Source organism: Janthinobacterium sp. 67 (assembly GCF_002797895.1).
Lineage (GTDB): Bacteria > Pseudomonadota > Gammaproteobacteria > Burkholderiales > Burkholderiaceae_D > Janthinobacterium.
The window spans coordinates 5,515,119-5,533,074 of the sequence record NZ_PGES01000001.1 but is presented as its reverse complement, the minus strand read 5'-3'; the positions used below and the strand labels follow the sequence as shown (position 1 = coordinate 5,533,074).

Annotated in this window: 23 protein-coding genes; 8 read left to right on the top strand and 15 right to left on the bottom strand. The window is 63.7% G+C overall.

Annotated features, from left to right (window positions below):
* Positions 1-38: 38 nt before the first annotated feature.
* The gene (locus CLU90_RS24795; RefSeq protein WP_092714892.1) at positions 39-1,118 is read left to right on the top strand and encodes a hypothetical protein; all 1,080 of its coding nucleotides are present in this window, start codon (positions 39-41) and stop codon (positions 1,116-1,118) included.
* Here CLU90_RS24795 and CLU90_RS24790 read toward each other — a convergent pair.
* Positions 1,115-2,317 carry a D-amino acid dehydrogenase gene (locus CLU90_RS24790; RefSeq protein WP_092714890.1) on the bottom strand — a complete coding sequence of 401 codons (1,203 nt, stop codon included), beginning with the start codon at positions 2,315-2,317 and terminating at the stop codon, positions 1,115-1,117. The two genes, CLU90_RS24795 and CLU90_RS24790, sit on opposite strands and share 4 nt — an antisense overlap.
* Positions 2,314-2,766 (bottom strand): winged helix-turn-helix transcriptional regulator, encoded by a 453-nt coding sequence (locus tag CLU90_RS24785; RefSeq protein ID WP_092715288.1) that lies wholly within the window; start codon positions 2,764-2,766, stop codon positions 2,314-2,316. Before CLU90_RS24785 ends, CLU90_RS24790 begins: the two co-directional genes overlap by 4 nt.
* Before the next feature lie 91 nt (positions 2,767-2,857).
* Here CLU90_RS24785 and CLU90_RS24780 point away from each other — a divergent pair, with 91 nt between their 5' ends.
* Complete coding sequence (locus CLU90_RS24780) at positions 2,858-4,048, top strand: MFS transporter (protein WP_092714888.1); 1,191 nt, start codon at positions 2,858-2,860, stop codon at positions 4,046-4,048.
* Here CLU90_RS24780 and CLU90_RS24775 read toward each other — a convergent pair.
* The 4 genes from CLU90_RS24775 to CLU90_RS24760 form a co-directional block, all read right to left on the bottom strand.
* Positions 4,045-4,743: a Crp/Fnr family transcriptional regulator gene (locus CLU90_RS24775; protein WP_046685278.1), complete on the bottom strand. Its 699-nt coding sequence runs from the start codon at positions 4,741-4,743 to the stop codon at positions 4,045-4,047. The genes CLU90_RS24780 and CLU90_RS24775 overlap by 4 nt on opposite strands.
* Positions 4,744-4,898: 155 nt before the next feature.
* On the bottom strand, positions 4,899-5,546 hold the full coding sequence (locus tag CLU90_RS24770; RefSeq protein WP_092714886.1) for a response regulator: 648 nt from the start codon (positions 5,544-5,546) through the stop codon (positions 4,899-4,901).
* 32 nt (positions 5,547-5,578) lie between these two features.
* Positions 5,579-6,811, bottom strand: a complete 1,233-nt coding sequence (locus CLU90_RS24765) for a GAF domain-containing sensor histidine kinase (protein ID WP_092714884.1) — start codon at positions 6,809-6,811, stop codon at positions 5,579-5,581.
* Between the two features lie 64 nt (positions 6,812-6,875).
* Positions 6,876-7,457: a DJ-1/PfpI family protein gene (locus CLU90_RS24760; protein ID WP_092714882.1), complete on the bottom strand. Its 582-nt coding sequence runs from the start codon at positions 7,455-7,457 to the stop codon at positions 6,876-6,878.
* 171 nt (positions 7,458-7,628) lie between these two features.
* Here CLU90_RS24760 and CLU90_RS24755 point away from each other — a divergent pair, with 171 nt between their 5' ends.
* From CLU90_RS24755 to CLU90_RS24745, 3 genes are all read left to right on the top strand, one after another.
* A complete protein-coding gene (locus tag CLU90_RS24755) occupies positions 7,629-8,051 on the top strand; it encodes a hypothetical protein (protein ID WP_092714880.1) in 423 nt (140 codons plus the stop codon).
* Positions 8,052-8,077: 26 nt separating this feature from the next.
* Positions 8,078-8,551, top strand: coding sequence for a host attachment protein (locus tag CLU90_RS24750; protein ID WP_157808892.1), 474 nt, complete (start codon positions 8,078-8,080; stop codon positions 8,549-8,551).
* An 83-nt stretch (positions 8,552-8,634) separates the two neighbouring features.
* Positions 8,635-8,934 carry an antibiotic biosynthesis monooxygenase family protein gene (locus tag CLU90_RS24745; RefSeq protein ID WP_092714875.1) on the top strand — a complete coding sequence of 100 codons (300 nt, stop codon included), beginning with the start codon at positions 8,635-8,637 and terminating at the stop codon, positions 8,932-8,934.
* 112 nt (positions 8,935-9,046) lie between these two features.
* On the opposite strand, the gene pncB is transcribed toward CLU90_RS24745, so the two are convergent.
* The gene (gene pncB / locus CLU90_RS24740) at positions 9,047-10,249 is read right to left on the bottom strand and encodes a nicotinate phosphoribosyltransferase (protein WP_092714873.1); all 1,203 of its coding nucleotides are present in this window, start codon (positions 10,247-10,249) and stop codon (positions 9,047-9,049) included.
* Positions 10,250-10,328: 79 nt separating this feature from the next.
* Positions 10,329-11,192, bottom strand: a complete 864-nt coding sequence (locus tag CLU90_RS24735; RefSeq protein ID WP_092714871.1) for a cysteine hydrolase — start codon at positions 11,190-11,192, stop codon at positions 10,329-10,331.
* A gap of 72 nt (positions 11,193-11,264) precedes the next feature.
* On the opposite strand from CLU90_RS24735, the gene CLU90_RS24730 reads away from it, so the two are divergent.
* The gene (locus CLU90_RS24730) at positions 11,265-11,504 is read left to right on the top strand and encodes a TIGR02450 family Trp-rich protein (protein ID WP_092714869.1); all 240 of its coding nucleotides are present in this window, start codon (positions 11,265-11,267) and stop codon (positions 11,502-11,504) included.
* Here the strand turns inward: CLU90_RS24730 and CLU90_RS29990 are convergent.
* The 3 genes from CLU90_RS29990 to CLU90_RS24715 all read right to left on the bottom strand — a co-directional run bounded on the left by CLU90_RS29990 (position 11,486) and on the right by CLU90_RS24715 (position 13,242).
* Positions 11,486-11,629: a hypothetical protein gene (locus CLU90_RS29990; protein WP_232731324.1), complete on the bottom strand. Its 144-nt coding sequence runs from the start codon at positions 11,627-11,629 to the stop codon at positions 11,486-11,488. The genes CLU90_RS24730 and CLU90_RS29990 overlap by 19 nt on opposite strands.
* A gap of 360 nt (positions 11,630-11,989) precedes the next feature.
* Positions 11,990-12,442 carry a hypothetical protein gene (locus CLU90_RS24720; RefSeq protein WP_139178317.1) on the bottom strand — a complete coding sequence of 151 codons (453 nt, stop codon included), beginning with the start codon at positions 12,440-12,442 and terminating at the stop codon, positions 11,990-11,992.
* Positions 12,443-12,636: 194 nt separating this feature from the next.
* Entirely contained in the window at positions 12,637-13,242 is a 606-nt protein-coding gene (locus CLU90_RS24715; RefSeq protein WP_058051372.1) for an FMN-dependent NADH-azoreductase, read from the bottom strand.
* Positions 13,243-13,375: 133 nt separating this feature from the next.
* Here CLU90_RS24715 and CLU90_RS24710 point away from each other — a divergent pair, with 133 nt between their 5' ends.
* A complete protein-coding gene (locus CLU90_RS24710) occupies positions 13,376-14,290 on the top strand; it encodes a LysR family transcriptional regulator (RefSeq protein ID WP_092714865.1) in 915 nt (304 codons plus the stop codon).
* 109 nt (positions 14,291-14,399) lie between these two features.
* Positions 14,400-14,627: a hypothetical protein gene (locus CLU90_RS24705; protein WP_092714863.1), complete on the top strand. Its 228-nt coding sequence runs from the start codon at positions 14,400-14,402 to the stop codon at positions 14,625-14,627.
* A 3-nt stretch (positions 14,628-14,630) separates the two neighbouring features.
* Here CLU90_RS24705 and CLU90_RS24700 read toward each other — a convergent pair whose 3' ends face one another.
* The 4 genes from CLU90_RS24700 to CLU90_RS24685 form a co-directional block, all read right to left on the bottom strand.
* Positions 14,631-14,942, bottom strand: coding sequence for a MerR family transcriptional regulator (locus tag CLU90_RS24700; protein ID WP_046685292.1), 312 nt, complete (start codon positions 14,940-14,942; stop codon positions 14,631-14,633).
* Between the two features lie 3 nt (positions 14,943-14,945).
* Positions 14,946-15,866 carry a DnaJ C-terminal domain-containing protein gene (locus tag CLU90_RS24695; RefSeq protein ID WP_092714861.1) on the bottom strand — a complete coding sequence of 307 codons (921 nt, stop codon included), beginning with the start codon at positions 15,864-15,866 and terminating at the stop codon, positions 14,946-14,948.
* Between the two features lie 97 nt (positions 15,867-15,963).
* Positions 15,964-16,653 (bottom strand): beta/gamma crystallin-related protein, encoded by a 690-nt coding sequence (locus CLU90_RS24690; RefSeq protein ID WP_092714859.1) that lies wholly within the window; start codon positions 16,651-16,653, stop codon positions 15,964-15,966.
* A gap of 160 nt (positions 16,654-16,813) precedes the next feature.
* Positions 16,814-17,797, bottom strand: a complete 984-nt coding sequence (locus CLU90_RS24685; RefSeq protein ID WP_175539341.1) for a beta/gamma crystallin-related protein — start codon at positions 17,795-17,797, stop codon at positions 16,814-16,816.
* Between the last annotated feature and the right edge of the window lie 159 nt (positions 17,798-17,956).

Sequence of the window (17,956 nt, the reverse complement as noted above, 5' to 3'; positions counted from 1 at the left end):
CATGTAGAATCGGCCTTCGCCCACGAGAGGATTAACCGATGCGCCGCTTTCTGTTTGCTTGCCTGACCCTGCCCGCCCTGAATGCCGCCATGGCCGCCGAGCCGCCCGTGCAAGGTGTGTGGCAGGGCACCGTGGGCAAGGCCAATATCGTGGCCTGCTTCAACCAGCCCAGCACCACGCAAGGGTCTGACCGCAGCGGCAGCTATTACTACGCGCGCTACAAGACGCCGATCATGCTGGCCAAGCCGAACGGCAAGGCCCTGTGGCAGGAACTCGACGCCAAGGGCAATACGACGGGGACGTGGTCGCTGAACGCGCAGCAAGGCGGAAAACTCGTCGGCACCTGGACGGCCCCGAAAAGCGGCAAGACCCTGCCCCTGGCCTTGACCCTGCTGGAAGCGGCGGGCGACCGCGAACATCCATCGTGCGCCAGCGACGCCTACAACCTGGCGCTGGAAGATTTTCCCGCCACCAAGGTAAGCAAACCCGTCACCTTCGAAGGCAAGCAATACCGCAATCTGCAAGTGGGCGACACCATCACCGTGGAACTGATGGCGCCCGGCGACGGCGTGGCGAAAATCAATGCGCAGCTACGCACCGTGCTGGCGAAAAACAAGAAGGACCTGGAAGACTTCTATGCCACGCGCCGCGAATACCTGGGCCGCAACGGTTTCACGACGGAAGACGAAGTGTATGCGGATCCCACCTACTGGTCGCCGCGCTGGGTGACGGTCAAGTTCTACCGCTGGGCGGCCGGCTATGGCGCCAGCGGCATCTCCATCAAGTTCCGCACCTGGGACGTGAAAACGGGCCAGGAAACGGACGTATGGAACTGGTTTGGCGCCAGCGCCAGCGATGGCGACGACAAGGCCGCATTGCCGGACCGCCTGCGCCAGGCCCTGTTCAAGGGCGTGAAAATCGACGCCGAATGCAAGGGCACGGATTACGACGGCCGCGGCCGCTTCCACCTGTCATTGAAACCGGAAGGCGTATCGTTCTGGGAAGATCCGAACGGCAGCGGCTGCGAAAACGACTTTTTACTGCCCTACAACAAGGTCGGCCCCTTCCTCACCGTCAAGGGCCGTGCCGCGCTCAGCGATTTGCTGCCGAAGAACTAGCCAGCACCAATCATCGTCGCCACCATCTCCGCCGTGGCGGCCGCCAGGGTCCAGCCCAAGTGGCCGTGGCCCGTGTTGTAGTACACGCCCGGCGCCTTGCCCGGCCCCACTTTGGGCAGCATGTCGGGCAGCATGGGGCGCAAGCCCGCCCACGGGATCACCTTGCGCGTGTTCACGCCGGGAAAGCACTGCTGCACCCACTGCAACAGCGGGCGGATGCGGTCGGCGCGGATGTCGTAATTGACGCCGTTGAATTCCGCCGTGCCCGCCACCCGGAGCCGGTCTTCGCCCAGGCGGCTGCTGACCAGCTTGGTCGCGTCGTCGAGCAGGCTGACCTGTGGCGCGGCCGCGCGGCTGGCGGCATCATCGAGCTGCACGGTAATCGAATAGCCTTTCACGGGATACACGTTCACATGGTCGCCCAGGCTGGCCGCCATGGCGCGGCTGGCCGTGCCCGCGCAGATGACGACGGCGTCGAACAGGCTGCTGTCCTCCCTCATGGCGACGCGCACCTTGCCGTGTTCGCGCGCCAGCGCCGTGACTTCCTCGCCATAGCGGCAGGCCACGCCCAGGCGGGCGCAGGCGTCGGCCAGGCCGTTCGTGAATTTGTGGATGTCGCCCGTGGAATCGCTGTCCGTGTAGTAGCCGCCGTAAAAGTCGCCTGCCAGGGCCGGTTCGATGGCGCGCATTTCCTGCGGCGTGACGGCGCGCCGCTGCAAGCCGCCCTGCGCCAGCAGACGCGACACGCCGGCCGCCCGCTCGAAGCCTGCACGCTCCCGGTAGACGTGCAGGATGCCGGCGCGGCGGTGATCGAAGTCGATGTTTTCCGCTTCGGCCCACGCAAACAGATGCGCGCGCGCGGCGATCGCCATGCGCGCCGTGGCGATGGTGTTGCGCTCATAACCAGGCATGGCGGCGAGGAATTCCGCAAACCAGCTCAGCTTGTGCCAGCTGGGCCAGGGATGAAGCAGCAAGGGCGCATCGCGCCGCGCCATCCATTTCAGGGCGTTCAAAATCGTTGCCTTGTGATTCCACACTTCCGCGTGCGAGGCCGACAATTGTCCGCCATTCGCATACGACGTTTCCATGGCGGCGTAGCGGTGGCGCTCGATCAGGGTCACGTTTACGCCCCGCTTGGCCAGCGCATACGCCGTCGTCACGCCCGTGATGCCACCGCCCAGCACGGCCACGCGCTTCATTGTGCCGACACCTTGTGCACGACCGTGTCGCCAGCCTGCAACACGCGCCCATCGGGCGCCAGCACGTCCATGCGGCGCACGGGCAAGCCTGAGCCACGCTGCAGCAAGGTCGAATGCGCCTCGCCCGCTTCGAACAATTGCGCCTCGCTCCACTGGCGCAAGCCGACGACGACGGGAAACAGCGCCAGCCCCTTGGGCGTCAGCACGTATTCCTGGTAAGCCGTGCCGTCCGAGGCGGGCGCAACCGTGAAGATGCCCTCTTCCACCAGGGTGTGCAGGCGGTCGGCCAGGATGTTCTTCGCCACGCCCAGGCTTTTCTGGAATTCGCCGAACCGGCGCATGCCGTCGAAGGCGTCGCGCACGATCAGCAGCGACCAGCGCTCGCCAATCACGTCGAGCGCGCGCGCCACGGGACAGGGGTCGGTTTTCAGGCTCTTGCGCTTGGCCACGGGCATTCTCCAGGATTGAGTGGTTGCATTTTAAAACTTCTCGGCGTAGACTCCAACTGGTTTTAATTTGAAACTACTTAATTGACCTCCCATGCGCGATACAACGACTCCCATCACGACAGCACTTCCCGCCACCCTCGTCTGGCTGTTTGCCACGGCGGCCGGCCTCAGCGTGGCCAATGTGTATTACGCCCAGCCCTTGCTCGCCACCCTGGCGCACGAGTTCGGCATGACGGAGGCCGCCAGCGGCATGGTCATCACGGCCACGCAGATCGGCTGCGCGCTGGCCCTGCTGCTGCTCGTGCCCTTGGGCGACATGCTGAACCGGCGCCGGCTGACCCTGTTCCAGCTGGCCATGCTGGCCATTACCCTGGTGGCCTTGGGCTGCGCCCGTTCCACGGCCGCCTTGCTGGGCGGCATGCTGATGGTCGGCTTGCTGGGCACGGCCATGACGCAGGGCTTGATCGCTTACGCGGCCAGCGCGGCGGCCAGCCATGAGCGGGGAAGAGTCGTCGGCATCGCGCAGGGCGGCGTGGTGATCGGCTTGCTGCTGGCGCGCACCCTGTCCGGCGTGGTAGCCGATGTGGCCGACTGGCGCGCCGTGTATTTTGTTTCGGCGGCCATCGCTGGCGCCCTGTTGCTGCTGCTGTGGCGCATGCTGCCGCCGCCGGCGCTGTCCAGCAAAAAGCTCGCGTATGGCGCCCTGCTCGCCTCGATGCTGGACATGCTGCTGCACAACAAGGTCTTGCGCGTGCGGGGCATGCTGGCCCTGCTGATGTTTGCCGTCTTCAATATTTTCTGGAGCGCCCTCGTGCTGCCCCTGACGGCGCAAGGCTATAGCCATGCGGCCATCGGCGCGTTTGGCCTCGTGGGCGTGATCGGCGCGCTGGGCGCGGCACGCGCGGGCGCCATGGCGGACCAGGGACGCGCGCAATGGACGACGGGCGCGGCCCTGCTGCTGCTGCTGGCCGCGTGGCTGCCGCTCGGCTTTGCGGGCGCGGCCCTGTGGCCGTTAATCGTCGGCATCATCGCGCTGGACCTGGCGGGCCAGGCCATCCACGTGACGAACCAGAGCCTGATCTTCAAGGATGACAGCGACGCACACAGCCGCCTGGTGGCGTGCTACATGCTGTTTTATGCGGTGGGAAGCGGACTCGGAGCGATTGCCGCCACCAGCGTGTATGCGCTGGCGGGCTGGCATGGGGTGTGCGCGCTGGGCGCGGCGGTCAGCTTGCTCGCCCTGCTGTTCTGGCGGCTGACCTTGCCTGCTGAAAAAGCTTAATTCAGCATGGCCGCGGTGGCGGAACCGTGACGATACGTTTTCAAGGCATCGGGCTGGATCTGGATCAGCGAACCGCTGACTTTAATCAGGTGCAAGTCCGTCAGCTGGTGCAGCACGCGCGACAGGGTGGCGGGCGCCAGGTTCAGGAACGATGCCAATAAACTTTTCTTCAGGTCCAGCTTGACTTCGTTCGAGCGCTGCTGGTCCGACGCCTGCAGCAAATACTCGACCACGCGCTGGGTGGCGTTCTGCACGGAGCAGCGCTCCACATTGCGGATGAAACCCATCAGGTGGTGCGACAGGCTGTTCATCATCTGGCGCGCGATGCGGGGCGACTGGTCAAGCAGGCGCAGCAGCGCGTGTGGCGGGATGCGCAGCAACAAACAGTGTTCGAGCGCTTCGGCGCAGAATGGATAGGGTTCATCGAGGAAAATCATGGCTTCGCCGAAGCTCTGGCCCGGGCGGATCAGTTCCAGAACCTTGTCGGTCCCTTCCATGGAAAACACGCTGAGCTTGACGAGGCCGAAAACCACCACGTAGGCGCCTTCCGCCACTTCGCCCTTGCGGAACAGCACTTTGCCTTTTTCCACTTCGACGCGCACGACATCCTGGCGCAATTGCTCTAATTGCGAAGGGGAAATATGGCGGAACAGAGCCTGGCTCGACAGCAAGCCATCGACGTTGACCTTATGCATGACACTCTCTTATTAGATTAGCGAATGACTAAGAGTGTAATGGGCCGGCACGGTCAAGGCCATACGTCAAAGGAACTAGGGTTGTCTAGGCCGGAACGCCATGCAGGTCAAACAATCGCGGATTCCTTGTTGTGTATTTGCGCTTTGCTTGATCTTTATTTGCTCAACTCGCGCTCGACCGCGTAGACGGCGATCTGCACGCGGCTGCTGAGCTTAAGCTTTTTCAGGATGTTTTGCACGTGGATTTTCACCGTGCTTTCGGCCACGTCCAGCTGGCGCGCGATTTCCTTGTTGCTCAGTCCTTGCGCCAGGCAGGCCATCGCTTCGCGTTCGCGCGGCGTCAGTTTGTCGTAGTCTTCCTGGGGCGCGTTCTGCCCCGCGCGGAACTGCGACACGAGCTTGGCCGTCATGGCGTCGGCGATCACGGATTCGCCGGCGGCCGCGCGGCAAATGGCCTGACCCAGCTGTTCGGCCTCGATATTTTTCAGCAAATAGCCGCGCGCGCCCGCGCGCAGGGCGGCACCGAGGTCGGCCGCGTTTTCCGACACGGTCAGCATCAGCACCACCATCTGCGGCAGGTCCTGCAAGATCAGCTGCAGCGCCTCGACGCCGGACACGCCGGGCATGTTCAAGTCCATCAGCACCACGTCGGGCTGCAGCTCGGCCGCCAGGCGCACGCCGTCCAGCCCGTTCGATGCCTCGCCCACCACCTGGAATTGAGGATTGCGCTGCAACAGCAGCTTGACGCCGCTGCGCAGCAAGGTGTGGTCGTCGACCAGCAGGATTTTGATTGGTACGTTCACGTGTTTGTTGCCTGATAAAGATGATTCATTTGTTACGCGGCCTGGCGCCGGGCCGCCGGCAAGGCCAGCGAGATCGTCGTGCCGCCGCCGGGCGTGCTGTCGATGGCAAATTGCGCACCGAGCCGCTCGGCTCTTTCCTGCATGATACGCAAGCCGATCTGCAATTCCGTTTTCTTGTCGCGCAGGTTGGCGGCGAAGCCTTCGCCATCGTCGCGCACCTGCAGCGCAAAGTCGCGCCCGTTGTCCACGCGCAGCGCCACGTTGCTCGCCTGCGCGTGCTTGCGGATATTCGACAGCGCTTCCTGCACGATGAACAGGATCTGCAGCTGCTGCTCGGGCGCCAGTGGCGCGCCGTTGCCGCTCATTTCCAGCGAGCCGACGACGCCCGTCTGCAGCTCGAACTTGGCCAGCACTTCCGACAGCTTGCTTTCCAGGTCGCTGCCATGCCAGCGCGTACGGAAATTGACGAGCAGTTCGCGCACGTCCTGGTAGCTTTGCTCGACGCCCATGCGCATCAGCGGCAGCACTTCGGCCGCTTCGTCGAGCTGGCCACGGCGCACGGAGTCGTCGAGCATCTGCACTTGCAGGCTGATGAAGTTCAGGCTTTGCGCGATGCTGTCATGCAAGCCTTCGGCCAGCAGGCTGCGTTCGCGCGCGACGGCGAATTCCTTTTCGCGCGCGATCAGGCGCTGGTTTTCAATGGCGATGCCCAGGCTCTGGCCCAGGGTTTCCAGCCAGCCCTGCTGCTGCGCATGGGCGGCTTGCGGACGCGCAAAGTGCAGCGAAAAACTGCCGACCACCTGCTCGCGCGCGAGGATGGGAAAGACGGCGATGGCGATGAACCCTTCTTCCTGGCAACGATAACGCTGCAGCGCATCGACCTGGCGGAAATCGCGGATCTGGATCACGCCTTGCGCGACGGCCGCGCCGCACAGGCAATCGTTGTTGCGGATGCAGTGCTCCTCTTCCACCATGGCGTCGGAAATACCCTCGTGCACGATGATGTGCACGGTGTCCTGCTGCGGATCGAGGATGCGCACGGTGCCGCCCTCGGCCTGCGCGAACTCCATCACGTGGCGCAGGAAGCCGCGGCACAATGCATCGATGGCGTGCTGTCCCGCCAGCAAGGTGGAAATCTCGTGCAGGGTGGCCAGCTGGCGTTCCTGCGCGGCGCTCAGGCCCGATGCGGCTTGCGCCAGGCGGCGCTGGCGCCAGCGCGACGCTGGAAGTTGTTTGCGGGAAGGTTGACTGCGCGGCGCATGCATGAAGAACTCGAATCTGAAAAGTGATGCGCCCGGCAAGCGCTGCGGCCTGCCGGGCTGGTGAAGGTTACAAATGAATTTCGGTACCGAGCAGCTTGACGAATTGCGCCAGCCAGGCCGGATGCGCGGGCCAGGCGGGTGCCGTGACGAACTGGCCATCCGTGACGGCGTCCGTGACGGCGATGTCGGCATACGTGCCGCCCGCCAGTTTCACTTCCGGCGCGCAAGCGGGATAGGCGGAAATGCGTTTGCCGCGGATGACGTCGGCGGCGGCCAGCAACTGCGCGCCGTGGCAGACGGCCGCGACGGGCTTGCCCGCTTCGGCGAAATGGCGCACGGCGGCGATGACTTTCTCGTTCAGGCGCAGGTATTCAGGGGCGCGTCCGCCGGCGATCATCACGGCGTCATAGTGGGCCGGATCGATGTCGTCGAAGCTGGCGTTCAGGGTGAACAGATGGCCCGGCTTTTCCGTGTAGGTCTGGTCGCCCTCGAAATCGTGGATGGCCGTCTTGATCGTCTCGCCGCTCTTCTTGCCGGGGCAGACGGCATGCACGGTATGGCCGAGCATCAGCAGGGCCTGGAACGGCACCATCGTTTCATAATCTTCTGCAAAATCGCCGGTCAAAAACAGAATTTTTTTCGCTGCCATTTGGTTCTCCTATGAAAGATTGATTCCCCAAGGCGTATCTTAGCGCGACTTGGCAGCCATACTGGATATTTATCAAACTTTTGCCTCTTGATCGAGGATTTTACAGGCTGAGACAGAATTATTTACAGCCTCGCCGGTCAAATCAAGTACACCTCCTTGAAAGGCCGGACCATGGACAGCAGCAGCGGCAACATTACCCTCATCCGTATCTTCGACCACTTGCCCGATGCCGAGCGCGCCCGCAACCGGCTGCTGGCCGAAGGCTTTCCTCCTCACGCCGTGCAGCTGGACGCGGGCGACGACGAGGCTGGCCCCGTGCAGGGCAATTTTACGGTCGGCAATTACGACACCCTCAGCAGCTGGCTGGAACGGGCCGTCCATGCCCTGTTCGGCGGCGACAACGATCTGTACCGGCGCAACTACGGCAAGGCGGCGTTTCGCGGCATGGTCCGCCTGGTGGTGGCCACGCGCCATGCCGATGAACACGAGCGCGCACACGCCATCGTGCAGGCGTGCGGCGGCAGCGATATCGAACAGCGTACGGCCCGTTGCGGCCAGAACAGGCACGGCGGCGTGGCGGCCCTGTCGCGCTAGCCGGGCGCACAGCAAGGAGAATGAGCATGGACGTCACGTGGGTGGTAGTGGCCGACAGCAGCCGGGCGCGGCTGTTTGCGCTGGGACAGCAAAACCAGCTGGGCGAGCTGCAGGATTTTGTCAATCCGGCGGGCCGCGAAACGGAGAACGCCCTGAACAGCGATGCCAGCGGACGCTTCGGCAGCGGCATGCGGGCCGGGACGCAGGCGGGCACGCAGGCGCACACGGCCGAGCCCAGGGTGGCGCCAGTCGAGCATGCGAACGAACAGTTTGCCCGGCAGATCGCGCAAGTGTTGCAGCAGGGCTTGCAGCAACGGCGCTACAGCAAGCTGTGCCTCGTCGCCGCGCCCAAGTTCCTGGGACAGCTGCGTCTAAGCCTGGACGCCCAGGTGGAAAAACGGCTCAGCCATGCCCTGGCCAGGGAGGTCGCCAGCATGAACGTGCCCCAGCTGGAAGCCTATTTGCAGCAAGCACTGGACAGGGACAGCGGCGCCAGCTGAACGGCAACAGCCCCATTACCGCCCGCAAGCGGGCACAATCTGTGGCAAGATCTGCATTCTTTCTTTCAAAACCGGAACTTGCCATGATTTTTGAAATTGCCCACATCCAGATCAAATCGGCCACGCACGCAGCCTTCGAAGCGGCCGTGACGAAAGCCGTCCCCCTGTTCCAGCGCGCGCGCGGCTGCGAATCGATGCGCCTGGAGCGCTCGATCGAAAACGGCGACGCCTACCGCCTGGTCGTGGGCTGGACAACCCTGGAAGACCATACCGTGCATTTCCGCGGCAGCGAGGACTTCCAGGCATGGCGCGGCCTGGTCGGTGAATTTTTTGCCGCACCGCCGCAGGTCGAGCATATGAATACGGTGGTGACGGGGTTTTAAGGCGAGGTTTCAAACACCCAGGCGCACCGGCTGCCCGCCGGGCTTGTCAGCTTTGTCGGATTACGCGCGGCTTTGCCCCGCCTCGGCGGCCCCGCTAATCCGACCTACCCCACTAGACAGGCGCCTGGACGGCGGGGTGGTGAAACACTTGCCGCAAATAGGCGAGGAAGGTCTCATCCTTGCACAGGGTCTTGCCCGGCGAATCGGACAGCTTCGCCACGGACTGGCCATTGCAGCGCACCAGTTTCATGACGATGTTGAGCGGCGTCAAGCCGACATCGTTGGTGAGATTGGTGCCGATGCCAAAGCCCGTCATGATGCGGTCGGCGAAGTGCTGGTACAGGGCGAAGGCCTTGTCCAGGTCCAGGCCGTCGGAAAACACGAGGCGCTTGGTATTGGCGTCGATACGCAGGGCCGCGTAGTGGGCCAGCGCCTTCTCGCCCCACTCGACGGGGTCGCCCGAATCGTGGCGCAAGCCGTCGAACAGCTTGGCGAAATACAGGTCGAAGTCGGCCAGGAAAGCATCCATGCCGACCACGTCCGTCAGGGCGATGCCCAGGTCGCCCCGGTATTCCTGCACCCAGTCTTCCAGTGCCGCCTTTTGAAAATCGCGCAGACGCACGCCGAACGACTGGAACGACTGCATGTATTCATGCGCCATGGTGCCGATCGGCACGATGCCGAGCTTTTTCGCCAGGTAGACATTCGACGTACCCTTGAAATACTCGGGCACTTCGCGCGCCAGGCGCTGCACTACTTCGTCGTGCCAGGCGCCGGAAAAACGCCGGCGCACGCCGAAGTCGGAAAATTCAAATGGATGCTTGCGCCGCGGCAACTTGCCGAATTCCTTGACGGCTTCCACTTTCAAGCCCAGGCGGTGGCGCCCTTCGCGCATGGCCGCGTCCAGGTCAAAACGGCGGAAATACAGTTCATTGATGATGTACAGCACGAAAATCTCGAAACCCATCACGTGCACCTGCGGCCCGGCCGCGTGCACGAGCAAGGTGTCGCCATTCGTGCTGACGTCGATGAACTTGCGCTGGAAGCGGAACACCGTCAAAAAGTCGACGAAGTCGCTCTTCATGAAGCGCAGGGTGCGCAGATAAGCCAGCTCATCGTCCGCAAACGACATCGAGCACAGGTGGTCGAGCTGTTCTTCCAGCTCGCCCTTCAGTTCGGCCAGGGGAAAGGCGGTGGCGTTGCGGCAGACAAATTCGTATTCGGTATGGGTATTCGGATGACCGTGCAGCAAGGCTTGCCACATTGTAAATTTATACAGATCGGTTTCCAGCAAACTGCGCACTATCGGGGTCATGTGTGTTTTCTCCAACTTCCTGAAGCCAGAATAGTACGCCACCGCAGGCATTTCGGCAGGGTCCGCTTGCAGGACAGCCTCAATCGCCTGCGTTGGCCAGCAACTCGGGCAAGACGTCGGCCGACGTGGCCAGCCGCGCGCCGCGCTCGTGCATGGCGGCAAGGAAGTCGCGCTGCTGCGTTGCAAAGCCCGTGACGGGGCTCATGCAATCCGTCAGCAGGACCAGGCGCGACAGGGCCTGCTTGCCTTGCTGCCCTTCCAGGTAATCGGCGATGTGCTCGGTGCTGGCTTTCACGCAATGGCTGCCCGCTTCGCCGGTGACGTAAATCTGCTGCGCCGGCAGCAGGGTGGCGAGGAAATCCAGGTTGAGCTGGGTGGCCGCATCCTGCGCATCGGGCACTTCCGCCATGACGGCCGAGTAATGTTCGGTCCACGGATTGGAACCCTTGCTCAGCTTGGCCACCACTTGCAAATGATCCACTTCCCAGGCGTTGTAGGCGGCGCGCACGGCGGCGTGGATATTCTGGCCCCAGCTGCCAATCTCGCAATGCACGGGCCACACCATCAATTGATAGCGCCCCGCTTGCTCCAGCGCATCGAGGTAGGCCAGCGCGCGCGGCAAGGCGCCGCTGGCGGCGGGCAGGAACAAGCGGTCGCGCACTTGCCGGGCGCAGATCTGCGTAAATGGCGCGACCGGGGCGCCGTCGCCCGTGCGCCAGAAAGCGGGGTGGGCGATGTCGTAGCGGTGGTGGGCGTCAAGGGTCACGCTGATCTGCGTCAAGCCGTTGCCCCCTTCACGTATCAGCTGGGCCACGCGCAGCATGTCGGCGTGGGCGCCGGGCACGGCCAGGGCAGGCGCGGCGCCGGCAGGCAGCCATTCGGCGGGCAGGTCGCAAAAATCGTTTTGCGGGTCGATGACGAGCAGGTGCAACTGGCGTTTCATGGCGGTCCTCGTGCGTGGCGGGAACTTGCATGATAATGGCAAGATCGCCATCACGCCAATCCGGGGCCCGCCATGCACCTTCCACATCGCAATAACTTGCGTCCAAACAAATTACTCAACAGCAAATGGACTGCCGTGACACCGGTCAACAAGGAAAAGCATTTCCTCGTCATCAAGGTGTGCGCGGCGGCCACGCCGGGTGAGCCGGTTACGCATGTGAAACTGGAAGCCGTGCATTCGGGCCGCGTGCAGATCCTGCCCTGGCGCGCGCTGGAAGATGCGGCGCAATGGCATCAGGGGTGGAAGACGTAACGGCGCTGGCGCCGCTCGACCAGCTTCAACGCCACCTCGGCCGCCTCGCTGACGGCTTCGGCTTCCGTCGCGAACGGATGGTCGGCCAGCACGCGGTGCTTTTTGACGATATTGTTTCGATGCATGGGATTGCTCGATGGGGTGTACAGAGACACATAGGCGCCCCACAGTTTGCAACCGCGCAAGGGTTCCGCCGTGTAATTTATCTCATACGTATCAACGTACTTTATCGGCACGATGTTTGCTCCAAAAATGACATCCCCGGGCAGCCTGTCTCAACGGCCCTGCCCGGCGTAGGGTTGGAATACATGCAATCGCGCTTGCTCAGGATACTGACTCACTTATCTGCTTTTTATTACGCGGCACAGGGAAAAACTTGAACGCCTGCCTGATTTCCAGGCATGGCGGCACGCCCATTGAAAGTATAGACGATGCGAAAAAATTATGAGAAGGCAACTCTGTACTGAACGCCCCTGGCGCCTGCCCTATTTCGCCGCCTCGGCTGCGGCATGCATGGACCAGACGACGCTGAGGATTTTCCATAGGCCGTCGCGCTTGACCATCTGCCACGCTTCGACGCCATAGTTCGACAGTTTGTCGCCGACGAGGAATTCGTAGTCGAAGTTGACCCACGCCACATGGCGGTCCTGGGTGATCTTGACGTTGTAGAATTTTTCTTCCGTGCGCAGGGGTTCGCGCTTGATGTAGTTGGCGAAACCGACGTAGCCGGCCGCCGGGACGCCGTCGAAGTGGACGTCCGTCGTGTCGCGCATTTTCTGGATGAAAGCGTCATCGGCCGGCGAGGCGAACAGGATGTTCGTGTGCAGCAGCAGCGACGACAGCAGCTTGACATCCTTGGCGATCAGCGCCGCCTGGAAGTCGGCGACGACTTTCTCGATGGCGCGGATATCCTCGGGCGTGGAGGCATGACGTCCCACGTGGGACGGCGCCGGGGGCACAGTCTGCGCCGGCGCAATACCTGCTGAAAACAAGGAACATCCGAACAATACTGCGCTGGCCAACTTGTGCATGAGGGACTTTCATGGCGAACGGCTCGCCGACTGGCACGGGGCGTGCCGCCGGCAAGCTTATGCCAAGCATGCCAGCTTGGCAATCCCTCGAAAGGCGTATATCAGGCAGCCAGCGCCTCGATCGACGCACGCCCCTTGGCGATCGCGCTGGTGACGGCATCCTCGCCCATGGCCACGCCTTCGGCTTGCACGAACTCGATGTCGGTGATGCCGATGAAGCCCAGCGCCGTGCGCAGATAGGTGCTCAGGTAGTCATACGCGGCGCCCGGGCCTTCGCTGTAGACGCCGCCGCTGGCCGTGAAAATCACGGCTTTCTTGCCCGTGGCCAGGCCGACGGGGCCATTGGCCGTGTACTGGAAGGTGCGGCCAGCGCGCGCCACGTGGTCGATCCACGCCTTCAGGGTCGAAGGCACGGAAAAATTATACATGGGCGCTGCCAGCACCAGCACGTCGGCGGCCAGCAATTCATCGACCAGGGTATCGGACAATTGCACGGCCGCTGCCGCCTGCGCGCTGCGCTGTTCGGCCGGCGTGAAGAACGCGCCCATGACTTCTTCCGTCAGATGCGGCACCGGTTGCGCGGCCAGGTCGCGCACGACGATGGTGTCGCCTTGCGCGGCCAGCTTGGCGACGAATTCGCCCGACAGTTGACGCGACAGGGAACCGCTGTTGCGCACGCTGCTATTGATGTGTAGTACGTTTGCCATGATGCACTCCTTCAAGATCGATAGATGGGGTGCGGCGTTTGCTGCACTTGCACACATCATAGTTCGGGTCTACTATCGATGAAACCGTTTAAATATAAATGATTAGCATCGAATTTTTAGATATGGAGCCAGCATGAGAGAACCGGGCCAGCCTTCGCTCGACCAGTTGCGCGTCTTCGTCGCCGTCATCGACGCGGGCGGCTTCGCCCACGCGGCGCGCCAGCTGCACCGCACGCAATCGGTGATCAGCTACACCATCGCCAACCTGGAAGAACAACTGAACGTCGTGCTGCTCGACCGCGGCAAGCGCAAGCCCACCCTGACGGACGCGGGCAAGGCCCTGCTGGCCGACGCGCGCGCCGTGGCCCTGAAGGTCGACGGCATGCGCGCGCGGGCCAAGGCGCTGGCCGGCGGGCTGGAAGCGGAAGTATCGGTGGTGGTCGACGTGATGTTTCCCACCTGCGTGCTGGTGCGCGTGCTCGAAGCGTTCCAGGCGCAGTTCCCCACCGTCGCCCTGCGCCTGCGCATCGAAGCCATGGGCGCCGTGGCGCAACTGGTGATGGATGGCAGCTGCCACATCGGCCTCGGTGGCTGGATGACGGCCACGGCCAGCGTCTTCGAGCGCCTGGCCGTCGGCCACGTGCGCCTGATTCCCGTGGCCGCCCCCAGCCACGCGCTGGCGCAGCTGGCCGGGCCGATTGCCTCCAACGTGGCGCGCGAACACGTGCAGCTGGTGCTCAGCGACCGCAGCGTGCTGACGCAGGGCCAGGATTTCGGCGTGCTGGGATTGCGCAACTGGCGCCTGGGCGACCTCGGCTCCAAGCACGCGCTGCTGCGCGCGGGCCTGGGTTGGGGCAACATGCCCGAAGCGATGGTGCGCGACGACCTGGAGGCAGGCCGTCTGGTGCACCTGCCGCTGGCCGTCGACAATGGCGAGAATTACCCGATTTATTTGATCCAGCGCGCCGACACGCCGCCGGGCCAGGCGGGCAAATGGCTCACTGAACGTTTTGCGGAGCAGTTGCCGTTGCTGGTGCAGGGGTTTTAGAAAAAGTGGGCCACAGGTATGATTAGCCCCCAACGGCAGACACTGGGGTCGGACCCTGAGGGTCCGACCCCGGCCTTACTTGGGTCAACTTTCAATTACAAGGATTCACATGGCCGGCATCGACGACTTCGTCAACAAACAGAAACCTGGCGCGCGTTTCGTCATCACGGCGCAGATGCTGCGCATGACGCCGCAGCAATTCGACTCGCTGGCGCAGGAGTGGATGGAAGACGGCGGTCCCGGCTTCGACGTGGCCGGCATACCGCACCGGGTCGTCGTCAACGGGCAGTTTTACATTGCCAGGCTCACCGTGGCGCGCCACGGCGAGTCTGAGTAAGCGCTACTCGACGCCCAGCACGTGCAGGCGGCGGCGCAGGCGCGCCACTTCTTCCGACAAATCGACCACCAGCGCGGCCAGTTCGGCGTTCGCGTCGAACACGGATTCGATTTCATGCAGGCGGCGCGCGCGCACCAGGTCCAGGCTGGTGAAGCGCCAAGCCGTCAGCTGGCCCGCCGGCGGGCCATTTTGCAGCAGCACGCCCGTCTGCACGTGCTGCACCACCCAGTCCGGTTCCACGGCGCAGGCGCGCGCCAGCTCTTCCAGGCTCAGGGCACGGTCTTCCAGCAATTCGCCAATTACCTTGTTCGTCATGATTTAGCCTCCCAGCTTCTGGCGTGGATTGAAAGCCATCTCGCGCGCCATGGTTGCATACAGTTCGCGCGCCTTGTCGTCGTTCGCCGGCGGCAGCACCACTTCCAGCAGCAGATACAGATCGCCCGGCTGGGCGGCGGGAATACCGCGTCCTTTCAGACGCAGCTTGCGGCCCGTCTGCGAATTGGGCGGCACGGTGACGGTGACCGTGCCCGATGGCGTGGGCACGTCGATGTCGCCGCCCAGTGCCGCCTCCCATGGCGTGACGGGCACCGTCTCGAACACGTCGCGCCCTTCCACCTTGTAGCGTGCATCGGGCCGGAAGCGGATTTCCAGGTACAGGTCGCCGGCGGGCGCGCCGCCGCTGCCGGGATTGCCCTGCCCCTTCATGCGCAGCTGCTGCCCTTCCGTGACGCCTTTCGGGATCGTCACTTCCAGGGTGCGCTCGCGCGTGACGACACGGCCTTGCGCATCCGCCTCGGGCACGCGCATGACGATGTGGCGCCTGGCGCCCTGGTAGCTGTCCTGCAAATCGATGGTGATGGCGGCGTGGCTGTCCTCGCCCTGCATCTGGAAACTGCCGCCGGCGCGGCGGCGCCCGCCCACGTGGGCGAACAGGTCGGCAAAGAAGTCGCTGTCGTCGACGCCCGACGATTCGTAGCCCGAGCCCCAGTCCGGCGGCGGACGGAATGGCTGGCCCTGGGCGCCCTGGTTGCGGCCCAGTTCATCGTAGGCCGCGCGCTTTTCCGCGTCGCCCAGCACGCCATAGGCCTCGTTGAGGGCCTTGGTGCGCTTGTCGGCGTCCGGCTCCTTGCTCACGTCGGGATGGTATTTGCGCACCAGCTTGCGGTACGCCTTCTTGATATCGGCCTCGGACGCCGTCTTCTCGACGCCGAGTTCCTTGTAGTAGTCCTTGTATTCCACCGTACCTGCTCCCCATGGTTGAAGTGCCTATGGGAAGAGTACACGAATTGGTCAAAGGACAGCGTGCGCACAATACGGCGCCCGCCCCGCGCCGCGATCAGCGCACGCGGCGCAGCGAGGAAATACGGCGGTCGAGGCCACCGTGCAGGCGGCCGTAGCTGCCTGGCCCCATCACCACGCAGCGGCCGCGGAAGTTGGCGTCGACGCAGAATTCCCAGCGGCCGTAATTGACGACGATCGATTCGGCGCGGTCATTGAAGCCATAGCGGCTCAAGTCGCGCACTTCGCGGTCCAGGCGCACGGGGCGGCCGCGCATGCCGCCATCGGGGAACAGCAGCACGGCGCCATTCGCATCGGGACGGTGACCGCCACCGTGGCCGGGATAACCGGGATAGCCTGGATGAGGACGGTCCGGCTCCGGACGCGGCGGGCGCGGCGGATACGGACGGTGGTCGCCGCCGCCATGGCCAGGGCGGCCCACTTCGCGCACGGAAGACACGGCGTCGTTCATGCCCGGCATGCTGTCGTAGCGGCCAGGTCCGAAAGTACGGCAGTTGCCACGGTAATTGGCGTCCTTGCACACTTCCCACCTACCCGAGCGCACGATGATGCTCGAGGTCTTGTCGTTAAAGCCCATGCGCGACAGGTCGCCCGTGTCGGAACGCAGGGTGACAGGGCGGCCACGGAAACCGGCGTCCTCGAACAGGGTGATTTCGCCCGCGGATGCGGCAAGGGGGGCGAGGAAGGTGGCGGCGCATAACAGCGCGGGCCGGAAAGATCGAACCATGACAACTCCAATACTGATGACATTTTCGCCAGTGTAGACCAGGCGGCAGGCGGCGAGTGTAACAAAGGGCAAGCAAATGTCAGCGCACGGCAGCGCATGTAAAAACCGCCTGGCGGGATCAACCCGGCAGGCGGCCTGTCCGCATGGCGGCAGGAGAAAATCAGCGCACGCGGCGCAGCGAGGAAATCTGGTTTTCCATCGCGTTCAGGCGGCCGTACTCGCCCGGCCCGATCACTTCGCAGCGGCCGTGGAAGTTCGAATCGCTGCACACTTCCCACTGGCCCTCGTTGACGACGATGGACGAGGCGCGGTCGTTGAAGTTGTAGCGCACCAGGTCTTCCGCATTGTGGTCCAGCGCCAGCGGTTCGCCGCGCATGCCCGCCTCGGGGAACAGCAGCACGGCGCCGCGCTGCTGGTACTGCGGCTGCTGGTATTGCGGATATTGCGGCTGGTCGTATTGCGGCCGCTGGTACTGGTTATCGTACTGCTGCTGGCGGCGCGCTTCGCGCTCGTCGACCATGCGCGCCGACGAGACGCGTCCATCGAGGCCGCGTCCCAGGTCGTCGTGGCGGCCAGGGCCGAAGATGCGGCACACGCCGTTGTAGTTCGAATCGCTGCACAGCTGCCAGTAGCCGTTATAGACGACGATGCTGGTGGTGCGGTCGTTGAAACCGATATTGACGAAATCGTCCGTGTCGCGGTTCAGGCGCGCCGAGCCGCCATTCTGGCCCGCGCCCGAATACACTTCCAGGGTGCCGCCACGGCCATAGCCGCCGCCATGGCCCCGGTCGGGATCGCGTCCGGGACGTCCCGGATTGTTGCCATCGCCGCGGCCCGACTCGCGCACCGAACTGATGGCGTCGTTCATGCCCGGCATCGAGCGGTATTCGCCCGGCCCCAGGGTGCGGCAATTGCCGCGGAAACCGGCATCGGTACACACGTCCCACGTGCCCGAACGCACCAGGATGCTCGACACCTTGTCGTTGAAGCCAAAGCGCGACAGGTCATCCGTCGTCTCGCGCAGGTTCACCGCGCGGCCACGCAGATCTACGTCTTCGAACAAGGTGATATCGCCCGCATGGGCCCCCAGCGAGAGCAGCAAGGTGGCCGCGCATGCCAGCGTGTGTTTGAAAGGGCCCGTCATGATTAACTCCATTCTTCATTCTTTGGTGATGATTTGCCTGGCCAAAACGCCAGGATGCCATTGTAACAAGTGCCAGCCCGCGCGGAAGATCGTCGACTCTTTCGTCAAAGCGTATGCATGATCTACATGACAACGGATGTCAGTGTAGCCATCCACAGA

Coding starts and splice junctions, on each gene's coding strand:
- CLU90_RS24795 (WP_092714892.1), top strand. CDS start 39: ATGCGCCGCTTTCTGTTTGCTTGCCTGACCCTGCCCGCCCTGAATGCC.
- CLU90_RS24790 (WP_092714890.1), bottom strand. CDS start 2,317: ATGAAGCGCGTGGCCGTGCTGGGCGGTGGCATCACGGGCGTGACGACG.
- CLU90_RS24780 (WP_092714888.1), top strand. CDS start 2,858: ATGCGCGATACAACGACTCCCATCACGACAGCACTTCCCGCCACCCTC.
- CLU90_RS24775 (WP_046685278.1), bottom strand. CDS start 4,743: ATGCATAAGGTCAACGTCGATGGCTTGCTGTCGAGCCAGGCTCTGTTC.
- CLU90_RS24765 (WP_092714884.1), bottom strand. CDS start 6,811: ATGCATGCGCCGCGCAGTCAACCTTCCCGCAAACAACTTCCAGCGTCG.
- CLU90_RS24760 (WP_092714882.1), bottom strand. CDS start 7,457: ATGGCAGCGAAAAAAATTCTGTTTTTGACCGGCGATTTTGCAGAAGAT.
- CLU90_RS24755 (WP_092714880.1), top strand. CDS start 7,629: ATGGACAGCAGCAGCGGCAACATTACCCTCATCCGTATCTTCGACCAC.
- CLU90_RS24750 (WP_157808892.1), top strand. CDS start 8,078: ATGGACGTCACGTGGGTGGTAGTGGCCGACAGCAGCCGGGCGCGGCTG.
- CLU90_RS24745 (WP_092714875.1), top strand. CDS start 8,635: ATGATTTTTGAAATTGCCCACATCCAGATCAAATCGGCCACGCACGCA.
- pncB (WP_092714873.1), bottom strand. CDS start 10,249: ATGACCCCGATAGTGCGCAGTTTGCTGGAAACCGATCTGTATAAATTT.
- CLU90_RS24735 (WP_092714871.1), bottom strand. CDS start 11,192: ATGAAACGCCAGTTGCACCTGCTCGTCATCGACCCGCAAAACGATTTT.
- CLU90_RS24730 (WP_092714869.1), top strand. CDS start 11,265: ATGCACCTTCCACATCGCAATAACTTGCGTCCAAACAAATTACTCAAC.
- CLU90_RS29990 (WP_232731324.1), bottom strand. CDS start 11,629: ATGCATCGAAACAATATCGTCAAAAAGCACCGCGTGCTGGCCGACCAT.
- CLU90_RS24715 (WP_058051372.1), bottom strand. CDS start 13,242: ATGGCAAACGTACTACACATCAATAGCAGCGTGCGCAACAGCGGTTCC.
- CLU90_RS24710 (WP_092714865.1), top strand. CDS start 13,376: ATGAGAGAACCGGGCCAGCCTTCGCTCGACCAGTTGCGCGTCTTCGTC.
- CLU90_RS24705 (WP_092714863.1), top strand. CDS start 14,400: ATGGCCGGCATCGACGACTTCGTCAACAAACAGAAACCTGGCGCGCGT.
- CLU90_RS24700 (WP_046685292.1), bottom strand. CDS start 14,942: ATGACGAACAAGGTAATTGGCGAATTGCTGGAAGACCGTGCCCTGAGC.
- CLU90_RS24690 (WP_092714859.1), bottom strand. CDS start 16,653: ATGGTTCGATCTTTCCGGCCCGCGCTGTTATGCGCCGCCACCTTCCTC.
- CLU90_RS24685 (WP_175539341.1), bottom strand. CDS start 17,797: ATGACGGGCCCTTTCAAACACACGCTGGCATGCGCGGCCACCTTGCTG.